Annotated in this window: 15 protein-coding genes and 1 pseudogene; 10 read left to right on the top strand and 6 right to left on the bottom strand. The window is 60.2% G+C overall.

Annotation, left to right across the window (positions count from 1 at the left end):
* Window positions 1-55: 55 nt before the first annotated feature.
* From HBO19_RS16765 to HBO19_RS16720, 10 genes and pseudogenes are all read left to right on the top strand, one after another.
* On the top strand, window positions 56-1,135 hold the full coding sequence (locus tag HBO19_RS16765) for a patatin-like phospholipase family protein (RefSeq protein WP_170043188.1): 1,080 nt from the start codon (window positions 56-58) through the stop codon (window positions 1,133-1,135).
* A gap of 90 nt (window positions 1,136-1,225) precedes the next feature.
* The gene (locus tag HBO19_RS16760; RefSeq protein WP_170043189.1) at window positions 1,226-1,807 is read left to right on the top strand and encodes a hypothetical protein; all 582 of its coding nucleotides are present in this window, start codon (window positions 1,226-1,228) and stop codon (window positions 1,805-1,807) included.
* A gap of 3 nt (window positions 1,808-1,810) precedes the next feature.
* Complete coding sequence (locus tag HBO19_RS16755) at window positions 1,811-2,023, top strand: helix-turn-helix transcriptional regulator (protein ID WP_169957024.1); 213 nt, start codon at window positions 1,811-1,813, stop codon at window positions 2,021-2,023.
* A 301-nt stretch (window positions 2,024-2,324) separates the two neighbouring features.
* Window positions 2,325-2,720, top strand: coding sequence for a hypothetical protein (locus tag HBO19_RS16750; RefSeq protein WP_170057896.1), 396 nt, complete (start codon window positions 2,325-2,327; stop codon window positions 2,718-2,720).
* A 140-nt stretch (window positions 2,721-2,860) separates the two neighbouring features.
* Window positions 2,861-3,217 (top strand): 6-carboxytetrahydropterin synthase QueD, encoded by a 357-nt coding sequence (gene queD / locus HBO19_RS16745; protein ID WP_003190259.1) that lies wholly within the window; start codon window positions 2,861-2,863, stop codon window positions 3,215-3,217.
* 67 nt (window positions 3,218-3,284) lie between these two features.
* A pseudogene (locus tag HBO19_RS16740) lies at window positions 3,285-3,431 on the top strand (DNA mismatch repair protein MutT); the annotation flags it as partial.
* 182 nt (window positions 3,432-3,613) lie between these two features.
* Entirely contained in the window at window positions 3,614-4,882 is a 1,269-nt protein-coding gene (codB, locus tag HBO19_RS16735; protein ID WP_170043190.1) for a cytosine permease, read from the top strand.
* Between the two features lie 102 nt (window positions 4,883-4,984).
* Entirely contained in the window at window positions 4,985-6,220 is a 1,236-nt protein-coding gene (codA, locus tag HBO19_RS16730; protein ID WP_169957021.1) for a cytosine deaminase, read from the top strand.
* A gap of 181 nt (window positions 6,221-6,401) precedes the next feature.
* Window positions 6,402-7,064 (top strand): carboxymuconolactone decarboxylase family protein, encoded by a 663-nt coding sequence (locus tag HBO19_RS16725; protein WP_170043191.1) that lies wholly within the window; start codon window positions 6,402-6,404, stop codon window positions 7,062-7,064.
* A 137-nt stretch (window positions 7,065-7,201) separates the two neighbouring features.
* Complete coding sequence (locus tag HBO19_RS16720; protein WP_169957019.1) at window positions 7,202-8,353, top strand: MFS transporter; 1,152 nt, start codon at window positions 7,202-7,204, stop codon at window positions 8,351-8,353.
* Between the two features lie 13 nt (window positions 8,354-8,366).
* On the opposite strand, the gene HBO19_RS16715 is transcribed toward HBO19_RS16720, so the two are convergent.
* From HBO19_RS16715 to HBO19_RS16690, 6 genes are all read right to left on the bottom strand, one after another.
* Window positions 8,367-8,981: a type III secretion effector protein gene (locus HBO19_RS16715; protein WP_169957018.1), complete on the bottom strand. Its 615-nt coding sequence runs from the start codon at window positions 8,979-8,981 to the stop codon at window positions 8,367-8,369.
* Window positions 8,971-9,318: a hypothetical protein gene (locus tag HBO19_RS16710; RefSeq protein ID WP_169957017.1), complete on the bottom strand. Its 348-nt coding sequence runs from the start codon at window positions 9,316-9,318 to the stop codon at window positions 8,971-8,973. The genes HBO19_RS16715 and HBO19_RS16710 overlap by 11 nt, the downstream gene beginning before the upstream one ends.
* Complete coding sequence (locus HBO19_RS16705; protein ID WP_170057895.1) at window positions 9,308-9,445, bottom strand: hypothetical protein; 138 nt, start codon at window positions 9,443-9,445, stop codon at window positions 9,308-9,310. The genes HBO19_RS16710 and HBO19_RS16705 overlap by 11 nt, the downstream gene beginning before the upstream one ends.
* Window positions 9,446-9,490: 45 nt before the next feature.
* Entirely contained in the window at window positions 9,491-9,838 is a 348-nt protein-coding gene (locus HBO19_RS16700) for a hypothetical protein (protein ID WP_169957016.1), read from the bottom strand.
* A 224-nt stretch (window positions 9,839-10,062) separates the two neighbouring features.
* Window positions 10,063-10,893, bottom strand: a complete 831-nt coding sequence (locus HBO19_RS28550) for a hypothetical protein (protein WP_262386278.1) — start codon at window positions 10,891-10,893, stop codon at window positions 10,063-10,065.
* 204 nt (window positions 10,894-11,097) lie between these two features.
* Window positions 11,098-13,503, bottom strand: coding sequence for a TonB-dependent receptor (locus HBO19_RS16690; protein ID WP_170043194.1), 2,406 nt, complete (start codon window positions 13,501-13,503; stop codon window positions 11,098-11,100).
* Window positions 13,504-13,572 lie beyond the last annotated feature (69 nt).

The raw sequence follows: 13,572 nt of genomic DNA, 5'->3' as shown, positions 1-13,572 counted from the left end.
CCAGCCCCCTGGGGAAATTTCCTATACTGCCCTGCTCGCCTGCACAGAGATCGGTATGACGGCCATCCACATCAAGTTCCCAGCCCTGACGCTCAAGGCTGGCCAGCGCGCCTTTACACGCATTCGCGAGCACGGCCTCAAACCTCAAGACGTGGGGATTCTGCCCGGCGCGGCCGGGGGCCCCAAGGCCTTGGGCATTCAGGGCCTGGACCTGGCGTTGTTCGGTGACTGGCTGGCACGCGCGCCCCGCGAGCGCGCGCTGATTGGCGCATCGATCGGCTCCTGGCGCTTTGCCAGTGCCTGCCTGCCCGACCCGGTACAAGGCCTGCTCGACCTCGGTCGCCTGTACAACGAGCAACGTTTTGCCAAGGGCGTGACCATGGCCGAGGTCAGCCAGAGCTGCCAGCGCATGCTCGATGATTTGCTGGCCGGGCGCGATGCAACGCTGCTGGATAACCCGCACTATCGCCTGAATATCGTGGTGGTCAAAAGCCATGGCCTGCTCGCCGATGACCACCGTGGGCGCCTGGGCCTGGGCCTGTCTTCGGTGATCGCCGACAACCTGCGCGGCCGTGCGCGACTGTCGCGGCACTTTGAGCGGCTGATCATCCACGACCCGCGCCAGGCCCCACCGCTGCACCCACTCAAGGATTTCCCGTCGCGCTTCCTCGACCTGGAACTGGGCAACCTGCGCCAGGCCTTGCTGGCGTCCGGCTCGATCCCCATGGTGATGCAAGGCGTGCGCGACTTGCCGGGCGCCGGGGCCGGCACCTATCGCGATGGCGGCCTGCTGGACTACCACCTCGACCTGCCCTACCACGGTGATGACATTGTGCTGTACCCGCACTTCACCGACAGAGTCATCCCCGGCTGGTTCGACAAGAGCCTGCCGTGGCGGCGCAGCAGTCCGCAGGGTTTGCGCGATGTATTGCTGGTGGCCCCTTCACGGGACTACCTGGCCCGCCTGCCCTACGGCAAATTGCCGGATCGCAGCGACTTCAAGCGCTTTATGGGGGACGACACCCGGCGTAATCAGTACTGGCAAACCGCGATGAATGAGAGCCAGCGGCTGGGCGATGAATTCCTTGAACTGGCCGATAGCGGTCGATTGGGTGAGCGTTTGATTGCACTCTAAGCATCGGCCACTGTTTTTTTCGCAAAAAATTATTGTAATTCGATAATTATTCATGGATTATTCTTCCATCAACCCCGTATGGATCAACCCATGAGCAATCACCTGCATACCGTCTCCACCAACACCCGGCTGCGGTCCATAGGCGCGTTTGCCGCACTGTTGGCGTGGTCGGTCGCGCTGATCGAATTCGGCGCGCCGATTTTGTACTGGATCTTCGACTATCCCACCGCCCTGGCGGAGTATCTCAATGCCTACGGCGAGCAGATGCCTTCGCTGTTAGCCCCTGGCTACCAACCGGCCCCCTGGATCATGGGCCTGGTCCTGGCCCTGGAAATGCTGCCGATCAGCCTTACAGTGCTGGCGCTGGTGCTGACCGGGATCTTTTTCATGCGCCTTTCCAAGGGGCACATCTGGACCGAGGCCAATATCAAGATCCTGTGGTGGATGGGCCTCCTATTCATTGCTACCCCGCTGCTGGCACCGGTTGTTTCCACCCTGCAAGGCTTGGCCCTGGCGATTGAAATGCCGCCTGGCGAGCGCACATTCAGCCTCAGTGTGGGTGTATCATCCGCAGCCATCTATGCAATCATACAAGGCATCTTTCTGTGCGCATTCTCATTGATAGTGGCCGAATCAAAAGTTATCGACGATGAAAACAAAAGCATCATCTAACCCATGACAATCATTATTCGATTGGACGTCATGATGGCGAAGAAAAAGATTCGCTCCAACCAACTGGCAGATGCCATTGGGATTACCGAAGCCAATCTGTCGCTATTGAAAAATGGAAAGATCAAAGGCTTCAAACTTGAAACCCTGAACAAGCTATGTATCGCCCTGGATTGCCAGCCAGGCGACTTGCTGGAGTTCGAGAGCGAAGACGCCTAGCTCTGGAATGGGCTGCCTGGCTTGCGGGCAACCCTGTAAGATACTGATCAATTTAACGCGGACCTCCCCCCTATGACACCCATAAAGTTCCTGGGCCTCTTCACTATCGCCCTGATTACTGGCTGTAGTAACAGCAGTTACGACCCTTCCTCGTTCAAGTTTTATGAACCAGGCACCCAGTTCGGCAACCGCTACGGTTCATCTTTCTGGTTGAATACTCCCTGCCCTAAACGTGGTTGCGATAACAACAAGTTGTTCTTCAATCCAGCCCATCAAGAAACAACTTTGGAAAGATACAACCATGCATTCTAATCGCAAAAAACTGTATAGCCTTGGCATGTTCCTGCTTCTGGCGGCCGGCCACGCAAACGCGCAGGACTTGCCCAATCTCTCGCTTCTCACTCGCTATGGCGTCACCGAAGACCAGTTGTCGGCAGCCCCCACCGACCTGGCACTGAACACCGAGCCGACGAAAAGCCGCTTTGAAATCCAGCCCGAACGGCCATTGATCCGGGTGGAGAAAAACGGCGACCTGGTGTCCGAAACCACCGGCAATATCAGCATTGATAATGCAGCCGCCCAAGGCCAGGTGCAGTGTGCTCGTGCGCACGCAGAACTGGAGCGCCGCGGGTCGCAGAGCTCATTGGCCTGCGGGGATGGGGTCAAGGTCAGTACTACGCTATGGTCCCAGGAATAACCGTGCTTTACACACCACGCCAGGTCGCCCGATAAACAGGTTAGAATGCGCGCCACGTCGGTCGCCTGGGCCCATCAAGCGCTCACCCGACCCTGACAATCGCACACCGCCCTAGAAACTCCTGCCTTACAGGTCATACCGTGGAAATTTTCAAAGAGTTCACCTTCGAGTCCGCCCACCGCTTGCCTCACGTCCCCGAAGGCCATAAATGCGGGCGCCTGCATGGTCACTCCTTCAAGGTGGCCATCCACCTGAGCGGCGACCTCGACCCGCATACCGGCTGGATCCGTGATTTCTCGGAGATCAAGGCGATTTTCAAGCCGCTCTATGAGCGCCTCGACCACAACTACCTCAACGACATCCCCGGCCTGGAAAACCCTACCAGCGAAGTGCTGGCCAAGTGGATCTGGAATGAGTTGAAGCCGTTGTTGCCGGAACTCAGCGCTATTCGCATCCATGAGACCTGCACCAGTGGCTGTATTTATCGCGGTGAGTAATTCGCTGCTGTGCTCGGTGGCAACAGCGATTAAAACCAGGCCTTGAAGTACACCAAGCAAGCCCACCATGGCATCAGGCGTTGAAACCACCGACGTTGGTTTCTTCAGACTCGACGACCTGCCACCGCTATCACGCGGGCGCACCATCGAGAGTGATCTTGCAGCAGCCTTCGCCTTTCACCGCGGCGAAATCAGCCAGACCCTGTTTGACTGACACCCTGGCACGGTGATCCAACTTGTATCACCGCTGCACCGCTTTTGTGCCTGGCTGGGCCTAACCAACAAGCAATCCCAGCCTCCTGCCCTTCCCCGCGCCCGAACACTGTGCAACCTGCACAGCCCCCACTTGGCACGGGCGCTGCAACAAGCCCTGGGTCACTCACAGGGGAACGGCACATGACGCAGAACGAACCGGGCAACGATTACCCTCTCAGCGAAGTGCCCATGCATGCACGCAAGGGCCTTGGCTCCACGGCCATGGTGTTGCTGGGCTTCACTTTTTTTACCGCAACCATGTTTGCTGGCGGCAAGCTGGGGGTGGCCTTCAGTTTTACCCAGATGCTCGGTGTCGTGGCCCTGGGTAACCTGCTATTGGGTATCTACGCCGCAGGCCTGGGTTATATCGCCTTCAAGAGCGGCTTGAACTCGGTGCTGATGGGGCGTTTCTGCTTTGGCGAAGTGGGTAGCAAGTTAAGTGACCTGATCCTGGGGTTCACCCAGATTGGCTGGTACGCCTGGGGTACCGCCACGGCGGCCGTGGTACTGGGCAAATATTTCGAATTGGGCCAGGGCAGCGTACTGGCACTGATGGTGCTGTTCGGCCTGGTGTTCTGCGCCACGGCCTACGTGGGCTACCGGGGGCTGGAAATCCTCTCCTACATTGCCGTCCCGGCCATGGGCCTGCTGCTGTTGCTGTCGATGTGGGTGGCCACCGTAAAAGTCGGCGGGCTGCAAGGTTTGCTCGCGGTGGTGCCCAGCGCGGAGCTGGATCTGTCTACGGCCATTACCCTGGTGTTCGGCACCTTTGTCAGCGGTGCTACCCAGGCCACCAATTGGACGCGCTTTTCCCGCTCGGCCAAGGTCGCGGTACTGGCCAGCCTGATCGGCTTTTTTGTCGGCAACGGCCTGATGGTGCTGATCGGTGCCTACGGCGCCATCGTCTATCAGCAACCGGATGTGGTGGAAGTATTGCTGCTGCAAGGTTTCGCCATGGCGGCGATGGCCATGCTGCTGCTCAATATCTGGAGCACCCAGGACAACACCATCTACAATTTCGCCGTCGCCGGCTGCAACCTGCTGCGCACCAAACGCCGCAAGACCGTAACCCTGGTCGGCGCCGTGATCGGCACCCTGCTCGCCTTGCTGGGCATGTACGACATGCTGGTGCCCTACCTGATTTTATTGGGCACAGTGATACCACCGATTGGCGGGGTGATCATGGCCGACTTCTTCTATCGCTATCGCGGTCACTATCCACGGCTGGCAGACGTGCGCTTGCCGGCCTTCAATTGGCCGGGGCTGATTGCCTATGCGGTGGGTACGGTGCTGGCGTTCAGCTCGCCATGGGTCGCGCCCCTGGTGGGGATTATCGCGGCAGCCGCTACCTACATTGCACTCACTGCCGCCCTACGGGTGCGCGTACCATTGGCTGACATCCAGGCATGAGCCTGAGAACCCCGACACTCCAATGACCGTCGGACATCGGCGTCGCGCTGATGATCTGGCGGCTGTCTGCCTGATTGCTGTTTGCCCAAGAGGAACTTGCCCATGCATATCATCAACGCCCGCCTGCGCAACCGTGAAGGCCTGCATGATCTGCACCTGGAACATGGCCGGATCGCCAGCATTACCCCACAAACCGTCACGCCGCCCCTGGGGCCGGACGACCTGGATGCCGCTGGCAACCTGGTAGTGCCACCGTTTGTCGAGCCGCATATCCACCTCGACGCCACCCTCACTGCCGGCGAGCCGCGCTGGAACATGAGCGGCACGCTGTTCGAAGGGATCGAGTGCTGGGGCGAGCGCAAGGCCACCATCACCCAGGCCGACACCAAGACCCGTGCCAAGCAGACCATCCAGGCCCTGGCAGCCCATGGTATCCAGCATGTGCGCACCCACGTCGACGTCACCGATCCGGACCTGACGGCGCTCAAGGCCATGCTCGAAGTGCGCCAGGAGAGTGGCCACCTGATCGACCTGCAGATCGTGGCGTTTCCCCAGGAAGGCATCGAGTCCTACCGCAATGGCCGCGAACTGATGGAAGAAGCCATTCGCCTGGGCGCCGATGTGGTGGGCGGCATTCCCCATTTTGAGTACACCCGCGACCAAGGGGTCAGCTCGGTCAAATTCCTCATGGACCTGGCCGAACGTACGGGCTGCCTGGTGGACGTGCATTGCGATGAAACCGACGACCCGCATTCGCGCTTTCTCGAAGTGCTGGCCGAAGAAGCGCGCAGCCGCGACATGGGTAGCCGGGTCACGGCCAGCCACACCACGGCCATGGGCTCCTACGACAATGCCTACTGCGCCAAGCTGTTTCGTCTGCTGGGGCATTCTGGCATCAGCTTTGTGTCCTGCCCCACCGAAAGCATTCACTTGCAGGGCCGCTTCGACAACTTCCCGAAACGCCGGGGCGTGACCCGGGTCAACGAGCTGTTGGAAGCCGGCATGAACGTGTGCTTCGGCCAGGACTCCATCGTCGATCCGTGGTACCCACTGGGCAACGGCAATATCCTGCGAGTGCTCGAAGCCGGGCTGCATATCTGCCATATGCTCGGCTACAGCAACCTGCAAAAAGCCCTGGATCTCGTCACTGACAACAGTGCCCAAGCCATGGCCCTGGGCGACCGCTACGGCCTGGAACCCGGGCGGCCGGCCAACCTGCTGATCCTGTCGGCAAACAGCGACTATGAAGTGATTCGCAGCCAGGGCCTGGCGCTGTATTCGATCCGTAATGGCAAGGTGCTGATCAAGCGCCAGCCTGCGCAGGTCGAGTTTATGTAGGTCAGCCCCATTCGCACGCTATCGCCGACACCGCACACCACCTGCACCATTGGTGTGCATGACCCTGGCAAAAACAGCCACTCGCCCTACACTCCTAGTTCCCCTGGATGGACGTTTTCATCAGGCCGAAGTCCGTGCGCAGTCGAGCAAACGCCGTCCTCATTTTCTCGGAGGATGCACCATGAAGCCCCTTGCCCCGCAAAGTCCCGTTGAAACGCTTTATCGCGAAGGCCGCAAAACGTTCATTGAGCTGGTACCTGATGGCGGCGCACGCCTGGATGCGTTGTTCCATACCGCACCGGCCCTGGGCGAATTGGCGGTCGGCGTGGTGTATGGCTATCTGCATGATCGCCCGGGCCTCGATCCGCGCCTGCAGGAAGCGGCGATTTTTGCCGCGATCGTCGCCGCCGGCATGGTCGGCCCACCGTTGAGCGTGCACTTCAAGACCAGCCTGGCCCAAGGCTTGGCGCCTGGGGAGTTGACCGAACTGCTGCTGGTCGCCTCGGCCTTTACCGGCTTCCCGCGCGCCGTCGCCACCGCCGATCAACTCAACCTGCTGTTCGCCGGGGCCAACCTGCCCTCGCCACCACCACCGACACCCCGCGCCGTGGCGCTAGCGTTTTGCGACAGTGTGCGCCGCGGCCACCCGTCATTCCCGGTGGACGCCCAGGCTCGCAAGCTGCTGCGCAAACCCCATAAGCTATCGCTGCAAGCCACGGCTGCGGACCGAGTAATGGTAGAGAGCTACATCGGCCAGGAAACGACGCCCCGTGGCACGGTCGTGGTGCGCGTCGACGGCGCCGACGTCGTGCAAGTCAGGGCGTATCTGCCGGCAACCACCTGACCCGAAGGCCAGCAGTATCCGCTGCTGCTGCAGGAAAGTTCGCGATCGCCAAGGGAACCTGGCTCGCTCCACAGGGCCTGATGTGCAAGGATGTCGCGCCGGACATCGTTCGCTGAACGCAAAAACCAAGGACTTTCATGACTGCCATTCCCACCCCTGCGCCCGTGGTTCCCGGGCGCCTGGAACAAATGTCGACCCGTATCGCGTTTTTTATTGCCGGCTTCGGCATTGCCGCCTGGGCGCCTCTGGTGCCCTATGCCAAGGCCCGCGCAAATCTCAACGAAGGCACCCTGGGCCTGTTGCTGTTGTGCCTGGGGGTGGGCTCGATCATTGCGATGCCGGTGGCCGGCGCGCTGGCTTCACGCTATGGCTGCCGGCGCGTACTCAGCGCCGGCACGCTCCTGCTCTGCGTGGCCTTGCCGATGCTGGCCACCGTCAGCTCGATACCCTTGCTGATGGCAGGATTGTTTCTGTTTGGTGCGGGCCTGGGCACGGTGGACTCCACCGTCAACCTGCAGGCGGTGATCGTCGAACGGGCCAGTGGCAAAACCATGATGTCGGGCTTCCACGGGTTGTTCAGCCTGGGAGGGATTGTCGGGGCGGCGGGGGTCAGCGCGTTGCTGGGCTTGGGGCTGTCACCGCTGTCGGCCACCCTGGTGGTCATCGTGATTACCCTGGCCGCCCTGCTCAAGGCGGCCCCGCACTTGCTGCCCTACGGCAGCGAAAGCTCCGGCCCCGCCTTCGCCATGCCCCACGGGGTAGTGCTGTTTATCGGCTGCCTGTGTTTTATCGTGTTCCTGGCAGAAGGTGCCGTGCTCGACTGGAGCGCGGTGTTCCTCAGTGACGAACGCGGCCTCGACGAAGCCTATGCGGGCCTGGGTTATGCGGCATTTGCCCTGACCATGACCATCGGACGCCTGACCGGCGATGCCATTGTGCGTCGCCTGGGGGCCAAACGGGTGATCGTGATCGGCGGCTTGCTGGCCACTGCCGGCATGCTCCTGGCTACCCTGCTCCCAGCCTGGGAAACCGCGCTGCTGGGCTATGCCCTGGTAGGCGCCGGCTGTTCCAATATCGTCCCGGTGTTGTACACCGCAGTCGGCAAGCAAACCGTCATGCCGGAGCATATTGCAGTGCCCGCCATTACCACCTTGGGGTATGCCGGTATTCTCGCCGGCCCCGCGCTGATCGGCTTTATCGCCCATGGCAGCAGCTTGAGCGTGGCCTTTGTGTTGATCGCCGCGCTCCTGCTGGGGGTGGCGATCAGCGGGAAAATCCTGCGGGTGTAACGCGCTCAAGACCCTACAGGGTCTTGTTGTTTTCCAGCCAGCCATCAAGGTCCTTGTTGCTCAACCAGCCCTTCTGGTAATGGCTGCCGTAAAGGCGTCGCCAGCCAGAATGGATGCGTTCCAGCGAGTTCAAGAGCCTGGGGCGGTCCACCAGGTTTTTTGACATGTACACCAGTTGTTCGCTGTACATTTTTTTCGCTAACCCCGTGACGGGGTCCCGGATAACGGCGCCTTCCTGGTCCGTTTCGTCCGGGTCCTTGCTGATTGAAACAAGCCGCTCGATCTGCACGTAGCCGACGCTCTCGAAAAAGCCCGTGCGATCCCGGGACCTGTCACGCAGTTCATCAAATGCCGCCCTGAACGCCTGCACCAGTTCGACGTTGGTCTTGGCGTGAAAGGGATCCGAACTGAAGGCATTCGGGTCGCTGTTGCCAAACACTCCCTGTACCGCTTTGGACAGGCTTTGCCGCGTAATCAAGCCCTCCTCGTCGAGGATCGCGTCGATCAGGCGCGGGCGCTGGAGCAGGGCCTTGGCCAGCAGAATGGCGTTATTGAGCGCTGGTGTGTCCGTCATTTTTTCACCCGCGATCCGTCGCAACGCCACCAGTTTCAAGCCTTCAGTTTTCATGAAAGTTTTCCAGCACGGAAAAATGATCACCCAAGGCCTTCACCAACTGGCTATCCGGCAATTGGGTATAGGGGTTCATATGGGAGGTACGCGCCGAAGGCGTGTTTCTGAGTTCCTGATGATGCAGAGTGACTTCGTCAGGCGTGGCCCACCGCAAGGGGCGCCGGAAACCCGAAGATCGAATCGTGCTGGGCAGAGGCTGATTATCAACCTGCCACCCACGCGGCGTGCTCTCGATTGAAGCAGCATGAGCTTTCTGTTGTGCGTCATCCGGTATCGCATCATGGCGGCTCGTAACATCAGGCCGCAGGAGAGGTACCCCACCGTCAATTGCCATGTTTCATATCCACCTTTTCTAGATCCATACTCAGACCGGCTATCACCACCGTCACTACAAGGGTGGTTTCCAAAAAGCGCAAAGTATGTGGCCAAGCACCGGCAATGGTTCCGGGGCGGTCGATCATTTTCGATGACTACATGTAAACAACGGAGGGGGCCTGGGCGCGGCTTCAGTCAGGTTTTTGGGGCGGCAATGCCACGGATTTCGAAACACCCAGCATGGCCTTTATTGCATTGATCAACCCCACCGTGGTACCCGCCGTTGTCGACACATCAGAGCCTGGCGTCGCGGTGGCTCGGTGAGCAAGCATGCCTTTGGCGAAGTCATCCGCCGCCGGGGCCTTGAATGTGTACTGTGCGGAAAAACCCTTCGCTCGCTGAACCTCGGCACCTCCCTCGCCAGCCACGCCCTGGTGCTGAGCATCGAAACGTTGGCACTGCGCGCGGGTTTCGCAAGGTGGTGCAAGAAGGGATTGTGGCAAGCCAGGAGTTTGAGTTCCAAACGACGTAGAAGTCATGTCAACACCCTCTCTTTGAGTGAAACCGTCGGCGTCATAAAGGCCGTCAGTTACAAGCTATGTGGCAGACCGCTGAAAACAGTTCCTGTTCATTGAAGTGGCAGGCGATGAGCGGACGCTGGCACTTTCAGCCAGCCCTGCCATCGTTAATGGCCGAACCGGGAAACACGGCGTAATACTCGCGGCCCATCCCGGTTCTATGCTTGCGCTGCAATACCCGCGGCTTAACGGGACAACTTCTTCAAGGCTTGTCTGCTGATCCTGCCGTCATAATCGGGGCTGGCCGTATTGTCCATTTGTTGGCGCAGGTTCGAGCGGTTATTGACCTCCCTGGCCAGTTGGGTGAGTTGGTCCCGGTACGGGTCACCCGTCAGCGGGCGCTGGGCCTTGGCATCGAGATCGGCGAACTTGATGTCTTTGTTCCAGAAATTTCCTTTCAACTGATTGAAGTTATTCAGCATGTCCTTGGCCAGCTGTGCGTCGTCCTTGAACTTCAACGGGTTGTCCGAGCGTATGACGTCATAAATGTTTTGTCGGGTGAGTTGGGCATCCAGCGCCCCCGTACGACCGTCACGGTCTAGCGCCTTGAGCAGGTCCGGACGTTTCAGGATCTCCCTGGCCAGCCGGGTGTCCTGATCCTTGCTCGAGTAGCCGGTCAGGGGCATCTGTGCCTTGTCTTTCAGACCTTGGGGCGTGATGAAGGACGGGTTGCTCGGATCCTTGAACGACTGGAAGTTATCCAGCAGTTGCTGGGCCAACTGATCATGGCTGCGTTTTGAGTAGATAGGATCAGGCTTCTGCGCAACAGGCCTTGGCGGCGGCCCCCCATAGGACGCAGGCGCAGCCCCCCGAGCTGCATCGCCCTGTGCCATCGGCTGCGGTGCTGCGAACACCGGCCCCGACTGACTCTGCGGCCCGCTGAAACTGGGCCCCTTGGAGGCTGCCCCGGCGGCCGGCGCCGCAGCGCCCGAGGTGCTGGCCTTTGCCTCAGCCCCTTGAGGTGTGGCGTCATTCGGTAGTTTGACGACAGGCTGATTGAATGCAGTTACCGACATAATGTTCTCCAGTGCGGCTTGTTGACACAGTTCACCTCACGGTCCCAGGCACCCAGACAATGGGTGCCCGCACACGATGAGCTGAAGGTGTGTGGCAGGCCTACGGAGTTCGGTTCCGCAAAGTGCAGAAAATCACAAAATAAAGGTAGGAAACGCGTCCCTACGACCCTTCGCTTTCGTCAGAAGGATCGTAGGAAGCACGCGTCAGAACCCCACGCTCGCCTGCACAAAGAACGTACGGGGCTCACCCAGGTAGATCCCGGAGTTGTTATCGCTGGACCGGGTGTAGTGCTGCTGGTCGAACACGTTTTTCACCCCCACGCCCAGCTTCAGGTTCGACAGTTGCGCGCCAAAGTCATAGCCACTGCGCACGTTGACCGACACATACCCCGGGATATCACCGTACTGGCCGTCCGCAGTCGGCTGGGTGATATAGGTGCTGGTGGTACCTGGCGCCCGCTGCCCGGACTGGGCATACGCATCCAGGTTATGGGTCCAGCGGTTGACCGCATAACGCAGGCCCAGGGTTGCCACTTGCCGCGAGTACAACGGCAGGTCACGCCCCTTGAAGGCCACATCACCTTCGGAGGTCGCCTTGGTGTAGGTAAAGCCGGCATTTGCGCTCAGGCCATCCAGGCGCGGGTCAAGGTTGGCCAGGTCGTAGCGGGCAGAGGCTTCGATACCCGCATGCTTGGTGGCGCCCAGGTTGGTCCAGCCCACGTCATTGCTGACGTACTGCAATTCGTCAGAGAAGTCGATGTAGAACAACGTCACTTCGCCGCCCCACACATTGTCGTTGTAGCGGGTGCCGACCTCGTAGGTCTTGGCTTTTTCCGGTTGTAGGCCATTGGCCGTCTGGTCGCCATTACCGCCCTGGCCCAGCTGGAAATACTGCAGGCTGCCGAAGGACGTTTCGTAGTTGGCGAACAGTTTCCAGGCATCGGAGACGTGGTACATCACGCTCAGTGCCGGCAGCGGTTCGTTGTTCTTGATCTCGCGGCGCTTCTCCTGGACGGGAGTGCCATTGAGTGCCAGCACCGGGCGGTCATGCCATTGGGTGCGGATGCTTTCAAAGCGGATACCGGGGGTAATCGTCCATTTGCCCACATCGATTTTGTCATCGATATAGAACGCGTTGGCTTCGGTGCCACCGGTGCGGTCCTGGTACACATGGCCATCACTCTGCGGCCCCGGCGTAGGGACGTTATTGGTCAGGTTCAGGCGTGTGGCCTGTTCGTGCATGCCTTCTTTCAAGTAGCGGTAGCCCACGCTGACTTCCTGGCTGGTGGGCCCCAGGTCAAAGACATGGGACACCTGTGGCTCGATACCGAAGGTGTAGTAGGTACGCGGATAGGAACCGATAGTAGCCAGGTCACGGTTGGCGATGTTGCTGCCACGGAAGCTGTCGGAATAGTAGGTCAGCACTTGCGCCTGGGTACGGTCGTCGATCTGACGGATGTACTTGAACGAAACATCCTTGCGCCGGCCGCTGAAGTTGTCCCAGTCGCGCACCGACTGGTAAGGGTTGGCGTCGAACTGCTTCTGGGTCAGGCCGCCGGGCATGTCGGCAGTGGCGTCGTAGTAATGGAAGTTGAGGGTGAAATCGTCCTGATCGGTCGGCGCCCAGTGGGTCTTGAGGATCACATCGTCGATGTCGTTCCCATTGTTGCTGTCGCGATAACCGTTGCCATTGACCCCGGAATACAGGAGCGCCATGCCAATGCCATTGTCTGCGGTGCCACCGATGAAGGCGTTGTCGACATGTTTCCAGCCACCGTGGGAAGAGGTTTGCAGGGTGGTGCCGACCTCACCGGAAAAGGTCTCGGGGATCGCCCGGGTCACGAAGTTGATCACGCCGCCGACGTTCTGCGGTCCATAACGCACGGAGCCGGCGCCGCGTACCACGTCGATGCTCTCCAGGTTACCGGCGGAAATCGGTGCCATCGACAACTGGGGCTGGCCATAGGGCGCGAACGCCGCAGGAATACCGTCGATCAGGACCGTGGAGCGTGGCGACAGGCGCGACGTCAGGCCACGTACACCGACGTTGAGGGAAATATCGCTGCCGCCGGTACCGTTGGACTCCTGCACCTGCACCCCGGGAACCCGGCGCAACACGTCGCCGACATTCATCGCGCCCTGCTCCACCATGGCTTCACGCCGGATCACCGTACGCGCGCCGGGATGGTTCTGCACCACTTCGGCATTGGCATCGCCCAGCCAATCGCCCACGACCTTGATCGAGGTCGCGCCAAGCTCCAGGGGCGAGCCCGCTTCACCAGTGCCCGTGGAGGCCGGATGCAATGTCACCGAGCCCGAATCGATCTGGTACTCCAGGCCGCTGCCTTGCAGCAACTGGCGCAAGGCCTGTTCCGGCGACAGGTTGCCATCGACGGCCGGGGCTTGTTTGCCTGCCACCATCTGCGGGCTGAAAAACACTTGCAGCGAGGTTTGCTGGCCCAATTGGCTCAGCGCCGCGCCCAAAGGCTGGGCCTTGATATGGATGGCATCGTCGGCATAGGCCGCAGGCAGTGCGGCATTGATCGCCAATGCCAGGGCCAGGGGCGCCCAGCGCCAGGTTTTATTGTTGTTCGCAGCGAGTTTTTTCACGTCGTAATCCCAGGAAAGCGCGGCTGTTAATGCAAACCAGTTGCAGTTGGACAAGAAGACGAAGAACTC

Origin of the sequence: Pseudomonas sp. WS 5021 (assembly GCF_012985535.1) — a bacterium.
GTDB lineage: Bacteria > Pseudomonadota > Gammaproteobacteria > Pseudomonadales > Pseudomonadaceae > Aquipseudomonas.
The sequence above is the reverse complement of the archived record's forward strand: the minus strand, read 5'-3'. Positions and strand labels throughout refer to the sequence as shown.

Excerpts from the sequence above, each read along its gene's own strand:
- HBO19_RS16765 (WP_170043188.1), top strand. The coding sequence starts at position 56 with ATGACGGCCATCCACATCAAGTTCCCAGCCCTGACGCTCAAGGCTGGC.
- HBO19_RS16760 (WP_170043189.1), top strand. The coding sequence starts at position 1,226 with ATGAGCAATCACCTGCATACCGTCTCCACCAACACCCGGCTGCGGTCC.
- HBO19_RS16755 (WP_169957024.1), top strand. The coding sequence starts at position 1,811 with ATGACAATCATTATTCGATTGGACGTCATGATGGCGAAGAAAAAGATT.
- HBO19_RS16750 (WP_170057896.1), top strand. The coding sequence starts at position 2,325 with ATGCATTCTAATCGCAAAAAACTGTATAGCCTTGGCATGTTCCTGCTT.
- codB (WP_170043190.1), top strand. The coding sequence starts at position 3,614 with ATGACGCAGAACGAACCGGGCAACGATTACCCTCTCAGCGAAGTGCCC.
- codA (WP_169957021.1), top strand. The coding sequence starts at position 4,985 with ATGCATATCATCAACGCCCGCCTGCGCAACCGTGAAGGCCTGCATGAT.
- HBO19_RS16725 (WP_170043191.1), top strand. The coding sequence starts at position 6,402 with ATGAAGCCCCTTGCCCCGCAAAGTCCCGTTGAAACGCTTTATCGCGAA.
- HBO19_RS16720 (WP_169957019.1), top strand. The coding sequence starts at position 7,202 with ATGACTGCCATTCCCACCCCTGCGCCCGTGGTTCCCGGGCGCCTGGAA.
- HBO19_RS16715 (WP_169957018.1), bottom strand. The coding sequence starts at position 8,981 with ATGAAAACTGAAGGCTTGAAACTGGTGGCGTTGCGACGGATCGCGGGT.
- HBO19_RS16710 (WP_169957017.1), bottom strand. The coding sequence starts at position 9,318 with ATGGCAATTGACGGTGGGGTACCTCTCCTGCGGCCTGATGTTACGAGC.
- HBO19_RS16705 (WP_170057895.1), bottom strand. The coding sequence starts at position 9,445 with ATGATCGACCGCCCCGGAACCATTGCCGGTGCTTGGCCACATACTTTG.
- HBO19_RS16700 (WP_169957016.1), bottom strand. The coding sequence starts at position 9,838 with ATGACTTCTACGTCGTTTGGAACTCAAACTCCTGGCTTGCCACAATCC.
- HBO19_RS28550 (WP_262386278.1), bottom strand. The coding sequence starts at position 10,893 with ATGTCGGTAACTGCATTCAATCAGCCTGTCGTCAAACTACCGAATGAC.